Annotated in this window: 15 protein-coding genes; 2 read left to right on the forward strand and 13 right to left on the reverse strand. The window is 50.9% G+C overall.

The window, feature by feature from the left end; genetic code table 11:
* The first annotated feature begins 415 nt into the window (after positions 1 to 415).
* On the forward strand, positions 416 to 874 hold the full coding sequence (locus tag FBY10_RS20355) for a hypothetical protein (protein ID WP_145337711.1): 459 nt from the start codon (positions 416 to 418) through the stop codon (positions 872 to 874).
* 98 nt (positions 875 to 972) lie between these two features.
* On the opposite strand, the gene FBY10_RS20360 is transcribed toward FBY10_RS20355, so the two are convergent.
* The 5 genes from FBY10_RS20360 to FBY10_RS20380 form a co-directional block, all read right to left on the reverse strand.
* Positions 973 to 1,614 carry an SOS response-associated peptidase family protein gene (locus FBY10_RS20360; RefSeq protein WP_256663564.1) on the reverse strand — a complete coding sequence of 214 codons (642 nt, stop codon included), beginning with the start codon at positions 1,612 to 1,614 and terminating at the stop codon, positions 973 to 975.
* A 510-nt stretch (positions 1,615 to 2,124) separates the two neighbouring features.
* On the reverse strand, positions 2,125 to 3,471 hold the full coding sequence (locus FBY10_RS20365; protein ID WP_145337710.1) for a hypothetical protein: 1,347 nt from the start codon (positions 3,469 to 3,471) through the stop codon (positions 2,125 to 2,127).
* Positions 3,468 to 4,625, reverse strand: coding sequence for an ATP-binding domain-containing protein (locus FBY10_RS20370; protein WP_145337709.1), 1,158 nt, complete (start codon positions 4,623 to 4,625; stop codon positions 3,468 to 3,470). Before FBY10_RS20370 ends, FBY10_RS20365 begins: the two co-directional genes overlap by 4 nt.
* A gap of 16 nt (positions 4,626 to 4,641) precedes the next feature.
* A complete protein-coding gene (locus FBY10_RS20375) occupies positions 4,642 to 5,991 on the reverse strand; it encodes a protein kinase (protein WP_145337708.1) in 1,350 nt (449 codons plus the stop codon).
* Positions 5,992 to 6,009: 18 nt separating this feature from the next.
* The gene (locus FBY10_RS20380) at positions 6,010 to 6,378 is read right to left on the reverse strand and encodes a hypothetical protein (protein WP_145337707.1); all 369 of its coding nucleotides are present in this window, start codon (positions 6,376 to 6,378) and stop codon (positions 6,010 to 6,012) included.
* A gap of 558 nt (positions 6,379 to 6,936) precedes the next feature.
* Between FBY10_RS20380 and FBY10_RS20385 the strand changes: the two genes are divergently transcribed.
* Positions 6,937 to 7,146 (forward strand): hypothetical protein, encoded by a 210-nt coding sequence (locus tag FBY10_RS20385; protein WP_145337706.1) that lies wholly within the window; start codon positions 6,937 to 6,939, stop codon positions 7,144 to 7,146.
* A gap of 318 nt (positions 7,147 to 7,464) precedes the next feature.
* On the opposite strand, the gene FBY10_RS20390 is transcribed toward FBY10_RS20385, so the two are convergent.
* The 8 genes from FBY10_RS20390 to FBY10_RS20430 form a co-directional block, all read right to left on the reverse strand.
* Positions 7,465 to 9,684, reverse strand: coding sequence for a S8 family peptidase (locus tag FBY10_RS20390; RefSeq protein ID WP_145337705.1), 2,220 nt, complete (start codon positions 9,682 to 9,684; stop codon positions 7,465 to 7,467).
* Positions 9,684 to 10,862 carry an AAA family ATPase gene (locus FBY10_RS20395; RefSeq protein ID WP_145337704.1) on the reverse strand — a complete coding sequence of 393 codons (1,179 nt, stop codon included), beginning with the start codon at positions 10,860 to 10,862 and terminating at the stop codon, positions 9,684 to 9,686. Before FBY10_RS20395 ends, FBY10_RS20390 begins: the two co-directional genes overlap by 1 nt.
* 181 nt (positions 10,863 to 11,043) lie before the next feature.
* Entirely contained in the window at positions 11,044 to 11,841 is a 798-nt protein-coding gene (locus FBY10_RS20400; protein ID WP_145337703.1) for a DNA adenine methylase, read from the reverse strand.
* 149 nt (positions 11,842 to 11,990) lie between these two features.
* Positions 11,991 to 12,503: a lysis system i-spanin subunit Rz gene (locus FBY10_RS20405; RefSeq protein ID WP_145337716.1), complete on the reverse strand. Its 513-nt coding sequence runs from the start codon at positions 12,501 to 12,503 to the stop codon at positions 11,991 to 11,993.
* A complete protein-coding gene (locus FBY10_RS20410; RefSeq protein WP_145337702.1) occupies positions 12,500 to 12,814 on the reverse strand; it encodes a DUF6527 family protein in 315 nt (104 codons plus the stop codon). Before FBY10_RS20410 ends, FBY10_RS20405 begins: the two co-directional genes overlap by 4 nt.
* Positions 12,811 to 13,320: a glycoside hydrolase family 104 protein gene (locus tag FBY10_RS20415; protein ID WP_145337701.1), complete on the reverse strand. Its 510-nt coding sequence runs from the start codon at positions 13,318 to 13,320 to the stop codon at positions 12,811 to 12,813. The genes FBY10_RS20410 and FBY10_RS20415 overlap by 4 nt, the downstream gene beginning before the upstream one ends.
* A 433-nt stretch (positions 13,321 to 13,753) precedes the next feature.
* Positions 13,754 to 14,593, reverse strand: coding sequence for a hypothetical protein (locus tag FBY10_RS20425; protein ID WP_145337700.1), 840 nt, complete (start codon positions 14,591 to 14,593; stop codon positions 13,754 to 13,756).
* Entirely contained in the window at positions 14,593 to 16,464 is a 1,872-nt protein-coding gene (locus tag FBY10_RS20430) for a hypothetical protein (protein ID WP_145337699.1), read from the reverse strand. Before FBY10_RS20430 ends, FBY10_RS20425 begins: the two co-directional genes overlap by 1 nt.
* Between the last annotated feature and the right edge of the window lie 8 nt (positions 16,465 to 16,472).

Genomic DNA, 16,472 nt, shown 5'->3' on the forward strand with positions numbered 1-16,472 from the left:
TTGAATTCTTCGGGATAACGCGGGTTGCTCATGGCACCTCCTGATTGGCCTCATTTTAAGGCATGGAGGTGTCTACGAAACCCGGGGCGATTCAGTATGACGGTGTAAATAAACTTACTACCCGATCACTCATAGCGTTAGAAGCGGGAGAAGCAGGTGGTTGGTGGGTGCGTACCTGGGACACACTCCATCTTTTTTTTGCAGGATTGTTTGATGTGAAGGACGACACGGGAGAAGTAAAGGCCTGAATCTGGATTGATGATATCCAGCCGTGATTCACCTCACTGACAACCTCAAATGATTCATGTTTCCTCTACAGGCAACGGAGTATATCGGTGAGACCGCTGTGGCATAGTTCAGGGTCATTGTAAGTTGGTTTACCACCGGACTCGACAGCTTGGGACGAAATTGGCTGTTGGCGATTCTAGGCATGGTTGGCCTAAGCCTTATTTTTGGTCTCGTTGATTTCATGACAGACCGTACGGGCTCTGTTAATCAAAGAAATCAGAAGCCTATAAAAGCTAAGAAACGGTCTTTTTTTAAATCCTGGCGAAGGGCAGGACTGGTTCTGTTCGTTGGTAGTTATGGTGTTTTCATCATCCTGTGCTTGATCTCAATGTCACTCGCGATGGTAATTATGCCCTTTAGCGATGCAGGACGAGAAACCGCTAGGGAAGACGTTAAGCAGGGTTTTAGTGATTCCCCCGTCGTGACTCTAAAACTACCCGGATCTGAAGAAGTCATCCAGTTCCGGATCATCCAGTGCTCGGATAAATTCTGCGGGCTTTTTGCTAACGGCAGGGCATATACCGTACCAGTATCAGCCGTCACCTGGGCGGTCTCAGGTATGCCGGGTGTCAAAACTGGCGGTTGATCTAAGCGATGTCCGTTCTTAATAAAATCGGATATGCGCTACTCATGGAACGGCTGAGAAACGCTGCAGCTGCCCACCATCAACATTACGGTACGTACTCATTCATCGCCGTCTGACGCCCCTGCGAGCGGCTCGACCAATTCTGGGCCCTGATTACGAACACTACCCACAGCCTTGCTTACCTTGTACCAATGAAAATCGGTAGCAGGCCGGCAGTGATCCATCGCGATTTCCCGCGCACGTTCAGGTGAAATATCTGAGGCGATCCATTCGCGGGCGTGCTCAGGAGCCAAAACCAGCGGTTTCCGATCATGGATATCTACCATCCCTTGATCGCTGGCGGCGGTGATGATGACGAAGCCGTCGCGAGGGTCTGTATCCAGGCCCTGGTGAACTTCAGCTAAACCAGCGAAGAACATCGGAGCCTGCTCTTTCAGGGTTATGAAGTAAGGCTGCTTTTTCTTTGGATCAGCCGGATCTTTGACCCACTCAAACCACCCGTTTGCCGGTGCAAGCACGCGACCGTTTGGCCAGAGCTGATTGAAAAACTTCCCAGTCATGACTGTTTCAACCCTGGCGTTTATCGGGTCAGGACGCTTTCCTTTCGCCCAAAATGGTGACCATCCCCATTTCACCTTATCAACGCTCAATTGGTCGTCCACTGGCCGAATAATTTCCACCCGAGTCGAGGGTGCGACGTTGTATCGCTCTACTGGCCAAAGATCGTAGCCGTTGATCACCAACTGCTCTGGCGCGAGCTCCTTCAGGTAGTGCGCCTAAGGGAAGCACAGAGAGAAGTGAAAGGTAGTCACCCCCCCAAACCGTCAACTGAAAGAATTGGTAAGGTGCAACTGGAATTGTTGCACTCATAGAGACCACTCATTTTATCCAGGGAGTGGCACGCCATACCCCATCTCCCGGCCGAAAAAAACACAAAAAAAGGGCCTAGATTTTCATCTAAGCCCTTGATTTTGTTGAGTTCGCGGCGGGAAACCAGGGATTCGAACCCTGGGAACGCTATTAACGTTCGCCGGTTTTCAAGACCGCTATGTAAACTTAAGCAGGGCGCAATCTGGAAGGGAGAAGGAGTTCCGTTACACTCAGCAAGCGAACGGGCCACAAACCCTGCTCTATAAGGGTTAGGTTTTCAGTTTCGGAACTGATCTTGTGACCTTGCAGCATCCTGTCAAACGAATAGGCTAACCACCAAGCGGAAAAGGATCGTTTGTGTAAAACATTTAAAAGACCTGTTATTTCCTTTGCCCTGGTGGTTTGCTTTGTTTGATATCTTGCCGCGGGCGTCTCCCCTGAATGATGCCGTATGCATCCTCCAAAGCACGCATCGCCGTCATAAGATTATTTCGTATAACCTCTTCACGCTCTACGGCGTCAGATGCCTCCTGAGTTCTATGCGATGAAGCCTTCCGTTTTGCCAGGTTCCCGAAGCTCCCTATCACCATGGGGGCAAGCTCCACATCAATCAGCCATGGTGACCGCGTGCGAAATGGAATAGGTGAGCTCCGTCGCCCATCGTGAAGAATTCGAAGCTCGACGATCGAAATATCCATAGGCATTTCAGTATGAAATTGAAGGCCGTGATTAAAAACAGTCCAGCCAAATCCATTGAAGTTTCTTAGCGCAGACTCCTTACCTAGAATTACGGCACATACAAAGTAAGCAGTTGCTACAGAGCCATCAGGGCTGGCGTGCTTCGCCAACTCCAGAAACTCGAAAGAGCCCGGATCAATTAAACTTATCAAAAAGCCCTGCTTTAATGGATTAACCGATTTACCGGACGCCGACCTCTGAATCTCTTCCATAACAAGATCATATCTTTTTTCGCGACTGCTTATTCCCCGCAACTCATGAACAACTTGGGGAAGCGAACGCCGAAGCAAATCGCGCGCATTCGGATCATCGTATCTTTCAATCCAAAGTTGAATTTGATGCGCAAGATTTTCAGATGCAAAGCCTTCGAAGGCTCCACGCGCAGATAGATTTTGCAGAAACTCACACAAATACAAAATCTGCGCTAGCGCCGGATTATTAACTTCATTTGCTGTCAAAGCACTGGCCTCTAGCCAACGATCGACAATTGTAACTAATGATGCGCCGTACCCGCCCCTTAATACTGCCTGAGCACAAACGAACGATAACGTCCGACGAACACCATCCATACCCATCAAGCGAAGATCTGCGTTGGAACCGGTGACAGTTAACAACTCTCCGATAATTAGTCCTACAAACCCTAACGCCGCAACATTACTAAGAGGTTTTTTATCGAAAACTTTGCGATCAGTGAAGTCTTCTATCGCCCATGTATTCATAAAAGACGTAACAGGCACCACCGCACTAGGCAATGCTAGCATCCGTGGAAGCAAGTTGCCCAAGACGTCTTCCGAGGCAACTAAAATAGATGGAAGATCAGTATTTGGACCACTACTTTCTTCCCAGATAACGCGCACCTCATTCATAGAGAGAGGGCGGCCGAGATCAGCACTGTCTATCGCACGCGATTTTGCGCGTAAGTCTCCCATGCGCCCAAGGCTACGTACTAAATCACCAGCATCGACATTGACAAATCTAAATTTTTTCATGATTTTTTTCCGAATATTTTCTTGACGGAAATTTTCTCTTCGTTTTGTTTCGCGAGTGCGGAGGCAAAGAATGGATGAAGAGGCTTTTCGTGATAAATAGTCAGCGCAGTTTTGGCTCGCGTAACTGCCATAAAGGCGACCCTTCTCTCATGCTCTTGAAAGTCGGCAAATTTGTCTGCAGCGACAACATGTGTACACCGAAACTCCAGACCTTTAGAGGAATGAACAGTGCTCACCCATACCGAAAAGGTAGGATCAAAGTCTCTATCCATCGCATTAGTAACCACGCCGGCAAGATCGGCAGAAGTAAGAAGCTGCTCAACTACCTGTTTAAGCTGAACGTGATTCGGAACCAGAATACCAATAATCTGGTTGGGATACACGGCCAACTGCTTCAGTACTCTAGGAATTAACTCTTCAATTTGATCGGGCAACTCAAAACCTGGAACGACCTCAACATCACCAGGATCCCCTTTGTATTGATGAGTTCCAAGCATTGATTTGTGATCAAATTTTCCAGCCATAATTTTGTCGGCGACCTCAAGAATTGCCGGAGCTACACGATAGTGAAACTGCAAGGTTATAGACGAGCCCCACCTGTGCGTTTGAAGCCATGTCGTTCCAGTGGAACCAGAATTGTAGATACCCTGCCGTAAATCGGCGGCGCAGCACAAGTTTTTCGCGAAATACTTAAATATCTGGAGGTCCTCTTCTGAATAATCTTGCGCCTCATCAATAAAAAGCACCGGATAAGTATCACGACCTGCACCGGACTCCATCAACTCACGTATGGCAGACTTTAATACTGCATCTCTTTCAGGGTAAGTTTCTCCAGCTTTTCGTCTTGGCAAGCAAGCATGATCGCCCAATAACTGCTCAAGCAATTTGCGCTGAGTTATCACACGATTTTCGGGGAACGAATAAAGACCAGCACCTGTGCGCACAAACTTCTGTAACAAGCTGGTAAAGCAGATTATATAGAATTCTGAATCAGGTGAAGCCAATATCAAGTGATTAGCTCGCAACAAAAGCAGATTTGTCTTACCGCTTCCAGGAGGCCCCGTAAGAATCAAATCTTTAAAAAGGTCCTCCCCCAAAACCTCAAGCTGCTCGTCGAGCAACTCATCTTCATCGACCCACCAAGTATTCGACACTTTAGACCTCCGCTGTCTATTGACTAATTAGCTCTTCAACTATAGTGATAATCCATTCCTGAAATACATCTGAGAAGCTTTCCAGGCTCTCCAGAGTAGGTCCAAGATGAGTCCATCCAACCTCTGTATCAGCAAGTCTTTTCGAGGCCCTAGCATACACGTCAATAGTATTTCTGTCTTCGTGAAGTGCAACAGCCACTTGAATTCTAAATGGCAAATCAAGACCTAAATTCGGCGCAGGACTGAAAGTATAAGTAACAGCAGGGTTCGGATATACTAATCCATTAAGATCTGTGAGCCTCGTCGGCATGACACCACTAAGTTCAACAAGCGCGATATCAAATTGCGTTTTGGCATGCTTTACAATTGTCGACAACCGAACTTTATTTAAACGCTGAGTCTCAGAGTCATGAATAACGTTAACCCGACCCAAAAAATCACCGAGTTTAAGCTTCCGTTGGAGAGCCTCTTTTCTTGAGTTAAGCGTAGGTTTATGCTGCCCTTGATCCGAGAAAATGAAGTCGTCCCAGCGGACCAACTCTAGTCTCTCAATTGGATTTTTTAGAAGACATCGAGTCGCAAGGTTACATAGATGAGGGTCAACCTCCTCACCTGCCACGACAACCGCTTTATTATCAATAGCAACAACAAGATCAGCATGTCGCGATGTTGAATCATCAAAGATCGGTTTGCGGGCGATCATATCATGTAAAACAGCACCAATCTGATAGAAGGTTATGGCTCGCCAACCATCCAAAGTATTCTCTTCACGGCCATGAATCATCTCAGGCGGACTATATTGGTGGGTACCAATGAATGCTTTTGAAGCTTGAACAATCGTAGCTGAATCGTCACCATGCGGTTTCATGACTCCGAAGTCGAGCAACATCAACGACGAGAAGTCGTCACTTACGTGAATATTGCTCGGTTTGATATCGCGATGCGTGAAGCCCCAATTTTCAAGTTGAATCGCGGCACGGGCCAACTGTTCAATTAGTACACAGATTTTAGAGCGTGGAATTAAATTAAGTACATCGGAAAGCGGACGACCTGCAGCCAGATCCATCGCTACAAATAGCTGCCCTGTCTCCTCACAACTCCCGGCATCCAGTACACGAACGATATTTTCGTGTTGCTTATCTATGAGCGACCGCTCTCGATTTATTCTGATTATTTGTGCGTCACGACCATAATGTTCAATTAAACCTGGGTGAAATACTTTTATAACTGCTATAAGGGCGTCCTGCCTAGCCTCCATAACCACGGCCGACTTTCCATGAGACAGATATCGTAAGAGTTCCCAACCAGCTAGAGGGCCACCTTTCAAAAGCGAATCTGAAAAAACTTTGGCTTCAGCAGAATCCATTTTGCGCCCCTAATATAGCTAACATATGCTGTAGCGGAAATGCTCTGCCACGACCATAACCTCACACCCGCTACTTGCGGCTTCCTCCAAGCCACCATTATCACAATGAACAAAGCCAAGCGAGTCCATGTCGTCTCGAATCTTCTGAACAGTAGTCCCTGGTGCGCTCCAATAAAACTGGTAATGCGCAAAAAGATCCTTGCACATCGAGCTATAGCAAACCGAATAGTCGCCAATAGGCTCAATCAAAATGCGTGATGATGAACTCGTTAGGTAGCCTGACGCGATCAACGCGTCACCCGTGCAGAAAAGCGCCCTTTCGCGATAGCCAACACCGAAGCGATCCACGAACCACTCGTTAAGAGCCTGGTGGATCGCCAGAGGCATATCCCTTGGTCTCCTTGCCCTTTGAAGGTTTGGATTGGGGATTATTCCAGTAGCACTAGGTAGGTATCTTGTTGAATGTGCGCGAAAAAGTCTTGGAACGTTTGAGACCATTTCTCACTCCTTGGTGATTGGTAGAGACATCCGGTTTCTCCTAGCTTGATGCGTTTAAGCGCTTATCTCACGGGTCAAGCATTCCGCTCAGGCATCAGTATCATCTCATACATTGATCGCAATCAGATTAGACAATCTGAGAAGGAACGGAGGGACGATCTCTTGGTATCTCTCGCGATCGAAGCGCTCTCAGGTGCCTACCAGTTCAGCCGCCTTTACTTACCTTTGCCCCTTAGGCACAGTCGTCTCTTAGATAATCAACCAAATCGGAGTTGATCGGAACCACAAATTAAAAAGATCTGCTATCTTCAGTTAGCCACAATGGTGACGGCTAACAGGCCGACAGCGAAGGTACAAGAAGGCATCTTAAGGTCTACAGAAAGCCAAACTTCAAAGTAGGCTTCCTAGAGCCAAATATCATATGCTTGAATCCATGGAGGAATATTGATGTCAAACTCTGATCTACTCCCCCCACTAATATCAAAGCTATATGAAAACCAACTGGCTCTCGAAGCTTCAATTATGGAGCTTTCAAAATGGATGGAGCAGCGTGGATCTGTAAACGTGTCTGACAATATACGCGGAGCTCTAAACACTCTCGACGAAAACGAAGAGTTTATCAAGGTAACTCTGGCTGCCCTCATAGCGCCCGACTGATGTCGCCGCAGCACGATTATGCGGGCCTCCATAGCTTTTCAGCTTAACGAGCAGAGAGCCGACCTCCATCTAGACGTCGGCCACCGCAATTAAGCCACTGATAACGGCGATTCCAGAAATATTTGAGATCTTACATCACACAAGAATTGGATAACGCAACTCCTGAAACACATCTAAAGACTCGCAAGCATTCCGCCTGATAGCGGATAATCGCCCTACACACCAGAAACTTAGGTCGATTACCGTATGCATTATCCTTCCTTAGTAAGCGTGCTCCCATCAATATCCAAAATACAGATGGGAAGCAGTAGCTACTGCTCAAGTACGAATAGGAAGGGACACGACAGGCTCTAAGGCCTCAAGCAGGACGTGAGCATCAAGAATATCTTGATGCAGTTGCGGGTGATTAGATGCTGACACTGTAACCACGAGTGCATATCGGATCTTTTCGGCACTGCTCAACGCAGCTCCTCCAGCATCACGAGCATTATAATGGACATCAAATACAGGTTCTAGAAGACTGCTACCACGAAAATTGTTTTCATTGTGCAATACCGTTTCCCACTTCCCGAGATCCGATCTCAGCTCCGCCTCATTTTTGAACACAGCCGCGGGAAAAAAGCTATAAGGTGTTGCGCTTTTTGAAGCGCCTTTCCTCTTTTCCTTATGAGGTCTAAAGGTAATACCCAAACCGGCCTTTGTGTAAGCACCCGCATCTTGAGGATCGACAGGACTTGCGTAGCAAAATGTAGCTCGCAATGTCACATTACCTTGCAACCCTAGTAATGGAAGCGGTATAGGTGCGCGCAAAAATTTCCCGGGCCGTAACTCTCCCTGGTAAATAATGCGAGCAACACCCTCGCCACAGGTTATTAACTCATTTAGTTCATTAGGAACGCGGCCCCAGCCAATATCATCAGCGCCGAGCCCACCATTATTTTCACATCCATGTATGAGAAGAGCTTTAATGGTAAGAGGATGAACATCCGCACCTAATATGGCCCGAATACCAGTTGCTGATCTAAGTGCTAAAGGAGCCGCAAAGCTCGTACCCAATGTAGCAGAAAGGCTGGGACGAATACCCGGAGCCACCACATGAAAATATTCTTTGGGGGAGCCACCAAATGCAACCAAGTCAGGCTTTCTTCGACCCGGGCTCCGGCCTGGCCCCTTGGCACTGTAGGATGCTCGACTCCAACCAGATGTGGAGTGGTCCGCGGCGCCGACAGATAGTGCGTTAACACTGTCAGCAGGCACCTGTATACGATTTAATAAAGCCGCCTCATCCCTTTCTCCATTATTGCCCACGGCCACAGTCATGAGCGTCTCACCATCGCTCAAAATAGTGTCGAGCACCGCCGTCCAAGCATGTACATCGCCGTCCTCGACAGATAAATCTGGACCTAAACTCAAATTGACAAACTGATACTGACGCGAGAGCAATACCGTCTCTACGTGACCAAGAGTGCGATATAGCTCATAAGGATCCTCTTCATTTGATCTGGCATCTAAAACTCGGTGGTGATCAATTGGTGCATAGGGGCGTAACGCCACCCCGTTAGGCTCAATTGGACCGAATAAAAATGCCGAGGTCACCCCTAGCCCGTGATCTAGAAATCCCGGAACATCATAAGCATTTTCATCAGACAAAAAATAACGTCGTACATAATTATCAATGACGGTACCCGATGGAAGACCACCATCGAGCATAGCTACTCTAGGCTCTCTGGATAATGGCTCTCCCCCAGGCAACTGAAAACCTACTGTGAGAGGAAGACTCCTTGCAATCGGGCGAGCGCCCCGTATCTTCGGCATAGAACGTAGGACACGTATTAATGTAAACTTTGCCAATTCACTTAAGCGCCCAGAGTCTCCTTCTATTGCCAGAAATATCAATCGTCCTGCTTGAAACTCGAACTCACCATTTACTTTAAAACCACAATCAGCGGCGTAGGTGGCAAACAAAGCCTTAAGATAACTAGGGCTCATATCTTCAGGAATATGAAGTCCGGCCTCGAATACATAGCTATCAACTGCGTCAGTGACTTTTACTCGATCATCAACATCCATAGCTGAAAACGATTCAATTTGAGCAAACTGCGCTGCTGCTGGCGTACCATCTACTAGCCCGCTCACGATAGATGTAAAGCTACGAAGAGAAGATCTATAGCCTGCAACGAACATTTCTGTCGTTTCAGCCTCTTCAGTTGCTTTGATTTGAGTCATCCGGCGCGGACGAATACGAATAGTCCTTGATCCAACGGAGCTTAAACCAGCCTGCTCGAGCAACTGCTTTGGAAAAAATGACTTTGCCAAATATGCAGGGTGCAACGTCAATTTAGCCACTACAATGTCATCAACACATGCTTTGGCTGGAAGACTAGAGAAAACATTATTCGCTTCTTCAATTTGTGGCAACAACGCTTCTTTGGCTTGGGCAAGAGTGTATGGATGAGCCTTCGTAGGCTTCCCCTTCTTAGGTGCATCAATCGGATAAGTCAGCAACTCACCCCTTCCAATCAAATAACGTGCAGCCATTATTTATGCCCTCTTCCTTGTCTTGGGGATGGTCCAGCATGTTTACGAATTGTATCCCTAGCCACACCTGTAACTTGACTAATTTTGGTATGCGAATGCCCAGTTTTTGCAAGCTCTATCGCCAGTTTCAATCTATCAGACTTACTAAACTCTGCCTGACCCTGACCTATAACATCACTAATCAGCTCATCAATTGGAGCAGTTTGCAACACATGACCTCGACGAAGCGCGTTAACTGTACGCTCTACATCTGATAACGAGCTTCCATGTAAAACCTTCGCAAGAACAGGCAACCAGGGTTGAAACACATCTAAATCTCTTTCAAAAAATCTAGGCAATGCCGCTTCTATTGCTTTTTCATCGGGCGCTCCGAAGTGAAGCACCGCATCAAACCTGCGCCATAAAGCCGGATCTACAAGCTCTGGATGATTAGTTGCAGCCAATAAGAGCCCCGTATCAGGCCACTGATCCACTTCCTGCAATATTACGGTTACAAGTCGCTTTAGTTCACCAATATCAGATTCATCACTACGCTTTTTAGCAATGGCGTCTATTTCATCAAGAAGCAGCACTGCTGAATGTTCCTTAGCATAATCGAGTGCAGTTCTAAGATTATTCCCACTTTTACCCAACAAGCTACTCATGACCGCCGTGAGGTCAAGAACCCAAAGTGGCTTACCGAGGCAGTACGCAATCCATCGAGCAGAAAGTGTCTTTCCGACACCAGGAGGACCTACCAACACAGCGGATCGTGTCGGGCTAATACCTCTAGAGATCAATCGATCACTCATCTGCCTTTCACGAATCACGCCCTCAATTGAACGTAACAAGGCAGTCGGCAACAGAGGTGCCGACAGCCCCTCACGATCATCAAAAACGCGAATCAGTGCCAAGCGAGAATCACTATCAACTGGTAGTTCGCTTGGTTGCACAATACTAGAAGAAGATTCTCGGCGAAGAAACGAACTGCCTGCCGACCGTGTTTGGGTGCTTTTAAGGCTTTTATCCAATCGTGATGCCAGCTCTGGGTGCTGACGCCGATACTTTCTAACTAGCTTAGCCAGTAAAAGCCTAACGTCCTCGTGAGACTCACTCGAAGCAAGCCTTGCCAAACTGGCGAAATCACTCTCAAGTTCAGAAAGCTCGCCTACCGCTTCTTTAATATCTGCTGCCTTCATTACAAAAAAGCCCCTATCCAATTGGCTAATTCTAAGCTTGCAATGCAAAACTCGTCAATTGAAGAAATCCCTCACCGCCTAGCTGGGCATCAGCCAGGCGTTTAGCTGTATTTATATACAGCATTCTGGAGCCTTCCCTACCGACGATCAATTCAGGTGAAGGCACCATCCGATAAGCGGTTTATGAAAATAAACCTCCGAATGCTGCCGGATCCCAATTCATAATCAGAAGCTCCCTGCTAATCTCAGCCTTTCCCTGCCGCTGGTTCCCCAAGCTGTAACGTATGTCCAACTCCTCGACATAGAAGCCTTCAAAAACGCGCCGGATGTCCACATGGTCGTTGATGCTGATCATTACCTTACCTTTGCACCGACGCATGAAGTCGGCCATGCGCTTGTAGTTTTCAAACGAAAAATCCACGCCATAGCCTGCTGTTTGCCAGTACGGAGGATCCATGTAGTGAAAGGTGTGGGCACGGTCATAGCGCTCGGCGCAGTCCAACCAGTGCAGGTTTTCAACATAGGTGCCGGACAAACGCTGCCAAGCTGCTGATAGGTTCTCCTCAATCCGCAACAGATTGATCGCCGGGGCCGTGGTCGCAGTACCAAACGTCTGCCCCGTCACCTTGCTAGCAAAGGCATGGTGTTGCAGGTAGAAAAACCGAGCTGCGCGCTGGATGTCAGTGAGGGTTTCAGGGCGGGTCATCTTCTGCCACTCAAACACCTGGCGGGAGCTTAGCGCCCATTTGAATTGACGCACGAATTCCTCAAGATGGTTCTGCACGACTCGGTACAGCGTCACTAGGTCGCCGTTGATATCGTTCAGAACTTCAACCGGCGCGGCCTGGGGACGCATGAAGTAGAGCGCGGCGCCGCCGGCAAAGACCTCGACGTAACATTCGTGGGGTGGGAAGAGAGATATAAGGCGATCGGCCAGGCGGCGTTTGCCGCCCATCCAAGGGATGATGGGTGTAGACATATAAAAGCAAGACCTTTGCTGTATGAATAAACAGTGCTAGGCTCATTTCGCTTTGTGCACGAAGCAGGAGCCTTGGCTGGACTTGCAGGGGAGTTCTGCGGGAAAGGTGGCCGTGTTGGATGTTGACGCATCCTACCCGGCCGCTCCTTTTACTTCGGTTTAGAAACTTCTTTTGCGTACGCCTGGCAGGCTTGCAGGGCGATCAATCCTTGGTCGCCGACATCGGTGATGCCGATAATTCGTTGAGCATGCGCTGGGTCAAGTTGGGCTCGACGGGCTGCATGAACCACGCCGAGGGTGCCGGGGGTGGCAGACACGTTGCAGCCACTGGCTGGGGCCTTGGAGTCGAGAAGGACTGACAGCCGCACATCAGCAGTAGCAAGGCGGTCACGCAACAGAGCTTGATTACGTTTGGCATCGGACAGTTCTCGGGTGTGCTGTTGATCGGAGACGGCGAGTTGTTGCTCTGTGGCCAGGCGCTTGTCCTGTTCGGTCTGCTGCTGGCGGAGCGCGGCGTGGGTCAGATTGTTTAGATCGTCAGCCTGAAGCGCGGCCTGGCTCGCGAGCTGCCCCGCGTAACGCCAGGCTTGGACCTGCCAGGCCGCACCGAACGCAATGGCCATAGCGATCAACAAGACTGCCAATTTCTGTGGCGTGGTCAGCATTGCTCCTCCTCCCAATCAGGCAGGTCGACGGTCTGCCCGACCAACTGGTGGGTGCAGTCATCGAGAAACTGAATACGCCCGCCGGTCACGAACGAATGGCAAACCCTCGAACCGTCCGACCAGGTGTATCGGACCAGAATGCTCGGCGTGAACGTTGGCGCCTCCACATTGCCATTCCACCCCCACCGTGGCCCTGGTCCATTCCCATGTGAAACACCATGCGCGATGTCGCAACCTGGGCATGAAAAATACAAACGATCCTCTCCGGCTTGCGCCAGGCAGCGGGACACTCTCCGTAATGCCGTCATGACAGCGCTCCACCCGCCAAGCGGTACTGCTGGATCAGATCATCAAGCCGGTGTTCCCGCTGGCCATACCCTGCACCAGGCAGGCTTGCCCAAATATTCCGACACTTTGCGATCGCGGATTCGACCCGGCCGGCATGCACGTCCGGTAGTGCACGACATTCGCGGATGTGCTGCAAAGCCAGCAGGTCCTGGCTGATCGGGCTGAAGTCAGGTAGGGCCAGCAGCGTTCGGTAATACGGCCAGTCCTTGAGCATCTGCTGATACCGGCCCGAGGCGTTTGAGGTCAGGCCCTTGCTGTTGATGACCTTCGAGCGGCGTCCCTTTGCGAAAGGGTGATCGCTGAAATCTGTGAAGACCTCAGGCTTTCTGTCGATGCCCGTCACGATGACGTCGTAGCCATCCAGGGCAGTGGCCGGCGATGTGCTGGTCCCCTCGGACCAAGCGAGCATGTCGAGGAAGGCCAGCGCATTGCGGCTGCCTGCCTGGGTGGTCGATAGTCGTGCCATAGCCTTTTCTCCAGACGAAAAAAACCCGCACAACGGCGGGATCAGAGGTAAAAACCAACTCAATCGACTGAGATGCATACGGTGCTGTATTCAAACGAATTGGCCAGAAAACCCATGGCGATGAGAAGTTCCGTCCCGTTATTAATTGACAGCCTTTGCGGTGGGGCACATCGCTATCATCTGCGCCAAATTTCGCCACGAAGGAGCACGTAAATGGTGCAAAGGCCCGCCAAAACTACCAATCGCCACGGATGGGTTTGGGTCTATAAGAAAATCAGACGCTTTGGATTCTCTCGGTTTACTGCTTGCTACAGAGCAACCCGTTACGTTCTCACAGGAGATACAGGAACTTTCCGATTCAAAAATGGCTGGGAAAAATTCCGCTTCCGCCGCTAATTACGGGTGGTGGTGGACTTGAGGTTTACCTGGCCAACTATGGGAAGGTCGACGGCGCCGTAAAGGTGTCACCAGCAAACCGGCCACCTGCCGCGAAAGCGGCATCCCATAGCGCTTTGTCGAGAGCGTCGACGTCTGCATAGGTTCGCCCCGACACGGTCAGATCCTCGCAGTAGCCGCGATAGAAGATGTCCGAGGGGCATTGATTGGTCAGCGCGGAACCCGATCCACCATTACCGAAAATAACGCTCCCGGCCGCTGCCGCGACCGTATCACCGCTACCAGCGGACGCTCGCATTGAAGAGTACCGATTGGCTAAGGCGTTGGCACCGCCGACGACGTTGTAAAGCCCGGAAGCCTTGCCTGTATTTCCGGCTCCACTCATGTACCCCAGGAAGTTGCCGCCGCTGCCGATCTCCATGTACCGGTGACCGGTTGCGAGTGCTGCACGTGTCCGGTGCGCCCACACCGAGAAATAGAACAGGTGGGTCTTGTTAGCGATGATGTAGTCGCGGATCGCAGCTGCGACATTGATCTGTGAACCATGGCCACTCACCGTGTTGTTCACCTGGCTGTAAATGGCGTGCAGGCCCTTCTTGGGCGTCCGCTCGAACAGAGCGTCAGCTGCGACCGCATTGCTGCTGAACACCCCCGCCAAGCTGCTCTCAGTACCCGCACCGAGCACCGCTGCCGCTTCGGCGTAAGCGATATTGGGGATAACAGCACCCGCTGCCGGCACTCCGCTCACACCACCCAAGCTATGCCCCAAGTCGAACAGATACAGCGACCCGGCACTTAGCAACGCGTCGGAGCGCAGAATGGGCAACGTCGTATCGGTGAAGGTGATGCCATCCAGTACGGTTTTTTGTCCGGCCATTACCAGGACCTCCGGTTAATTTCATAGGCAATGCGACGAGCGATATGCCCGTTGCTGATCGTGGTGTTGTGAATGATGTCCAGCCGCAGCGAACGCGGAACCACGCCCTTAGCCACGTCGTCGAGATCGTCGGCGCTGCCGTCGTTGAACTGCATCAGCCACTCGCGGATCTTGATCACGCGATCGCCGTACTCGGTGGTCGCCCAATCTTCCAGCGCGACACAGCTGTTATAGGTGGCGGTACCAACACCCTCCCCCGTCGACGTGCCCGGTGTCGGGTTACCGCCAAGCGGCGGCGTGATGATCAGATAACGCTTTTCAACCGTTTTCTGCACACCCACCATCGCCCGGATGTCGGCCTTGATCTGCTCGATGTTGTCGAGGTTGTTGCGGCCCATCCAGATGATCTCGGTGTAAAACCCATCACCGGGAACGTCGGGCACAAACGGCGACTTGGGCGCGCTGTATCGGGCGTCTCCGGCGGTATCCCGAGCAAACGTGTAAACGTCCGACTCGTCGCCTGTCTCACTGTGCGTGCACGTCAGCGTGCCGTGGATGCCACCCAACGTACCTTTCAACGTGTAGGTCCCCGAGTTGGTCGCAGGCGTGGACAGCAGCAAGGTGCTCAAGGCTGTAATCGTCACCGAACCCGAGGCCGGGATCTGGTTGTCCGTGACGGTCAGCAGTGCGGTACCAGCACCGAAACGCGCGGCGATCTGGCGAGACGTCTGGCCGCCAATGCCGCCATTCACAATGGTCCGCGCACTGATCAGTGGCGCCAGTTGCTCCCGCCAAGTGACCTGGCTGCTATTGGCTGTCAGGGAATCTCCCACACAGAGCAGATCGTGCACCGGCTTGAGGTACTCAATCCCTGTCACATCGGGAATATGAATATCAAAGTTGCCTACGGTTTTGCCGGCAGTGGTGATGCCCAGGGCAATGCGGCCAACCGCATCGACGACGGCCCAGACATAACCGGACTCTGGGCTCAGTTGAACCGCAATGAAACCAGACAGATCGGCCCCCAGCGCTTTGCGAGGGACGGCACCGGTGCCGAGCAAGAACTTTCCGGTAACGGTCCCGTCCACTCGAAGAGCCAGCCCAATCCGGCCCAGGGTATCGATCACTGCCCACGCGTATCCCGACTGAGGGTCCAAAGCCTTGGCGATGAATCCGTCGAGGTCGAGTTTCAGCGTGTTGCGATCGACAGTGCCGTCACGCAGCATGAACTTGCCAACGAGCGAACCATCCACCCGGCACCCCAGCGCCATGCGTCCAACCGAATCGACCAGCGCCCAGGTGTAACCGGACTCTACGGCCAATCGAACAAAGCGCAACTCCAAGCCGTTAAACGTGCCGCTCTCAACCGCAGAGGTGCGCACGTCGATCTCTGCGATGTAACTCACTGACGGATCATCGGAGACGTGCCTGGCCTCCGTGGCACTGACCCGCACATACAGACTGCGCGATATATCTGGCGAGGTGGGTTCGACGTAAAAAGACTGGCCGTCGACCGTCGCCAGAAGACCTGCAGCGACGGTGGCATGCACTTTTCCATCGACCATATCGCGGTTGAGGCGATCAATTTCCGCATTAATCATATCCACCGGATCACTGGTACCGATGCCCTGCAGCAGCGGCGCTCGGTACCCCGCATAGCCGATCTGAATATCGATGCGGGCCGCTGTGGTGTAGAAGAACACCCGCGCACTGGCATCGGCATGCATGGGGTTGGCCAGGACAACGGTCGCCGCTGCATCGGAAAACAGCGGCGCCAACGTCTCACTCCCGGAGACAAGCACCCTCACCGTTGCTCCAGGCAATAGCACGCCGTCTTCAGCCCTTGCGGCAAAGAATTGAATAGGTTGCATGATGAGTC

The sequence above is a fragment of the Pseudomonas sp. SJZ103 genome (assembly GCF_007828335.1).
GTDB lineage: Bacteria > Pseudomonadota > Gammaproteobacteria > Pseudomonadales > Pseudomonadaceae > Aquipseudomonas.

Excerpts from the sequence above, each read along its gene's own strand:
- FBY10_RS20430 (WP_145337699.1), bottom strand. The coding sequence starts at position 16,464 with ATGCAACCTATTCAATTCTTTGCCGCAAGGGCTGAAGACGGCGTGCTA.
- FBY10_RS20415 (WP_145337701.1), bottom strand. The coding sequence starts at position 13,320 with ATGGCACGACTATCGACCACCCAGGCAGGCAGCCGCAATGCGCTGGCC.
- FBY10_RS20410 (WP_145337702.1), bottom strand. The coding sequence starts at position 12,814 with ATGACGGCATTACGGAGAGTGTCCCGCTGCCTGGCGCAAGCCGGAGAG.
- FBY10_RS20385 (WP_145337706.1), top strand. The coding sequence starts at position 6,937 with ATGTCAAACTCTGATCTACTCCCCCCACTAATATCAAAGCTATATGAA.
- FBY10_RS20400 (WP_145337703.1), bottom strand. The coding sequence starts at position 11,841 with ATGTCTACACCCATCATCCCTTGGATGGGCGGCAAACGCCGCCTGGCC.
- FBY10_RS20390 (WP_145337705.1), bottom strand. The coding sequence starts at position 9,684 with ATGGCTGCACGTTATTTGATTGGAAGGGGTGAGTTGCTGACTTATCCG.
- FBY10_RS20365 (WP_145337710.1), bottom strand. The coding sequence starts at position 3,471 with ATGAAAAAATTTAGATTTGTCAATGTCGATGCTGGTGATTTAGTACGT.
- FBY10_RS20425 (WP_145337700.1), bottom strand. The coding sequence starts at position 14,593 with ATGGCCGGACAAAAAACCGTACTGGATGGCATCACCTTCACCGATACG.
- FBY10_RS20375 (WP_145337708.1), bottom strand. The coding sequence starts at position 5,991 with ATGGATTCTGCTGAAGCCAAAGTTTTTTCAGATTCGCTTTTGAAAGGT.
- FBY10_RS20380 (WP_145337707.1), bottom strand. The coding sequence starts at position 6,378 with ATGCCTCTGGCGATCCACCAGGCTCTTAACGAGTGGTTCGTGGATCGC.
- FBY10_RS20395 (WP_145337704.1), bottom strand. The coding sequence starts at position 10,862 with ATGAAGGCAGCAGATATTAAAGAAGCGGTAGGCGAGCTTTCTGAACTT.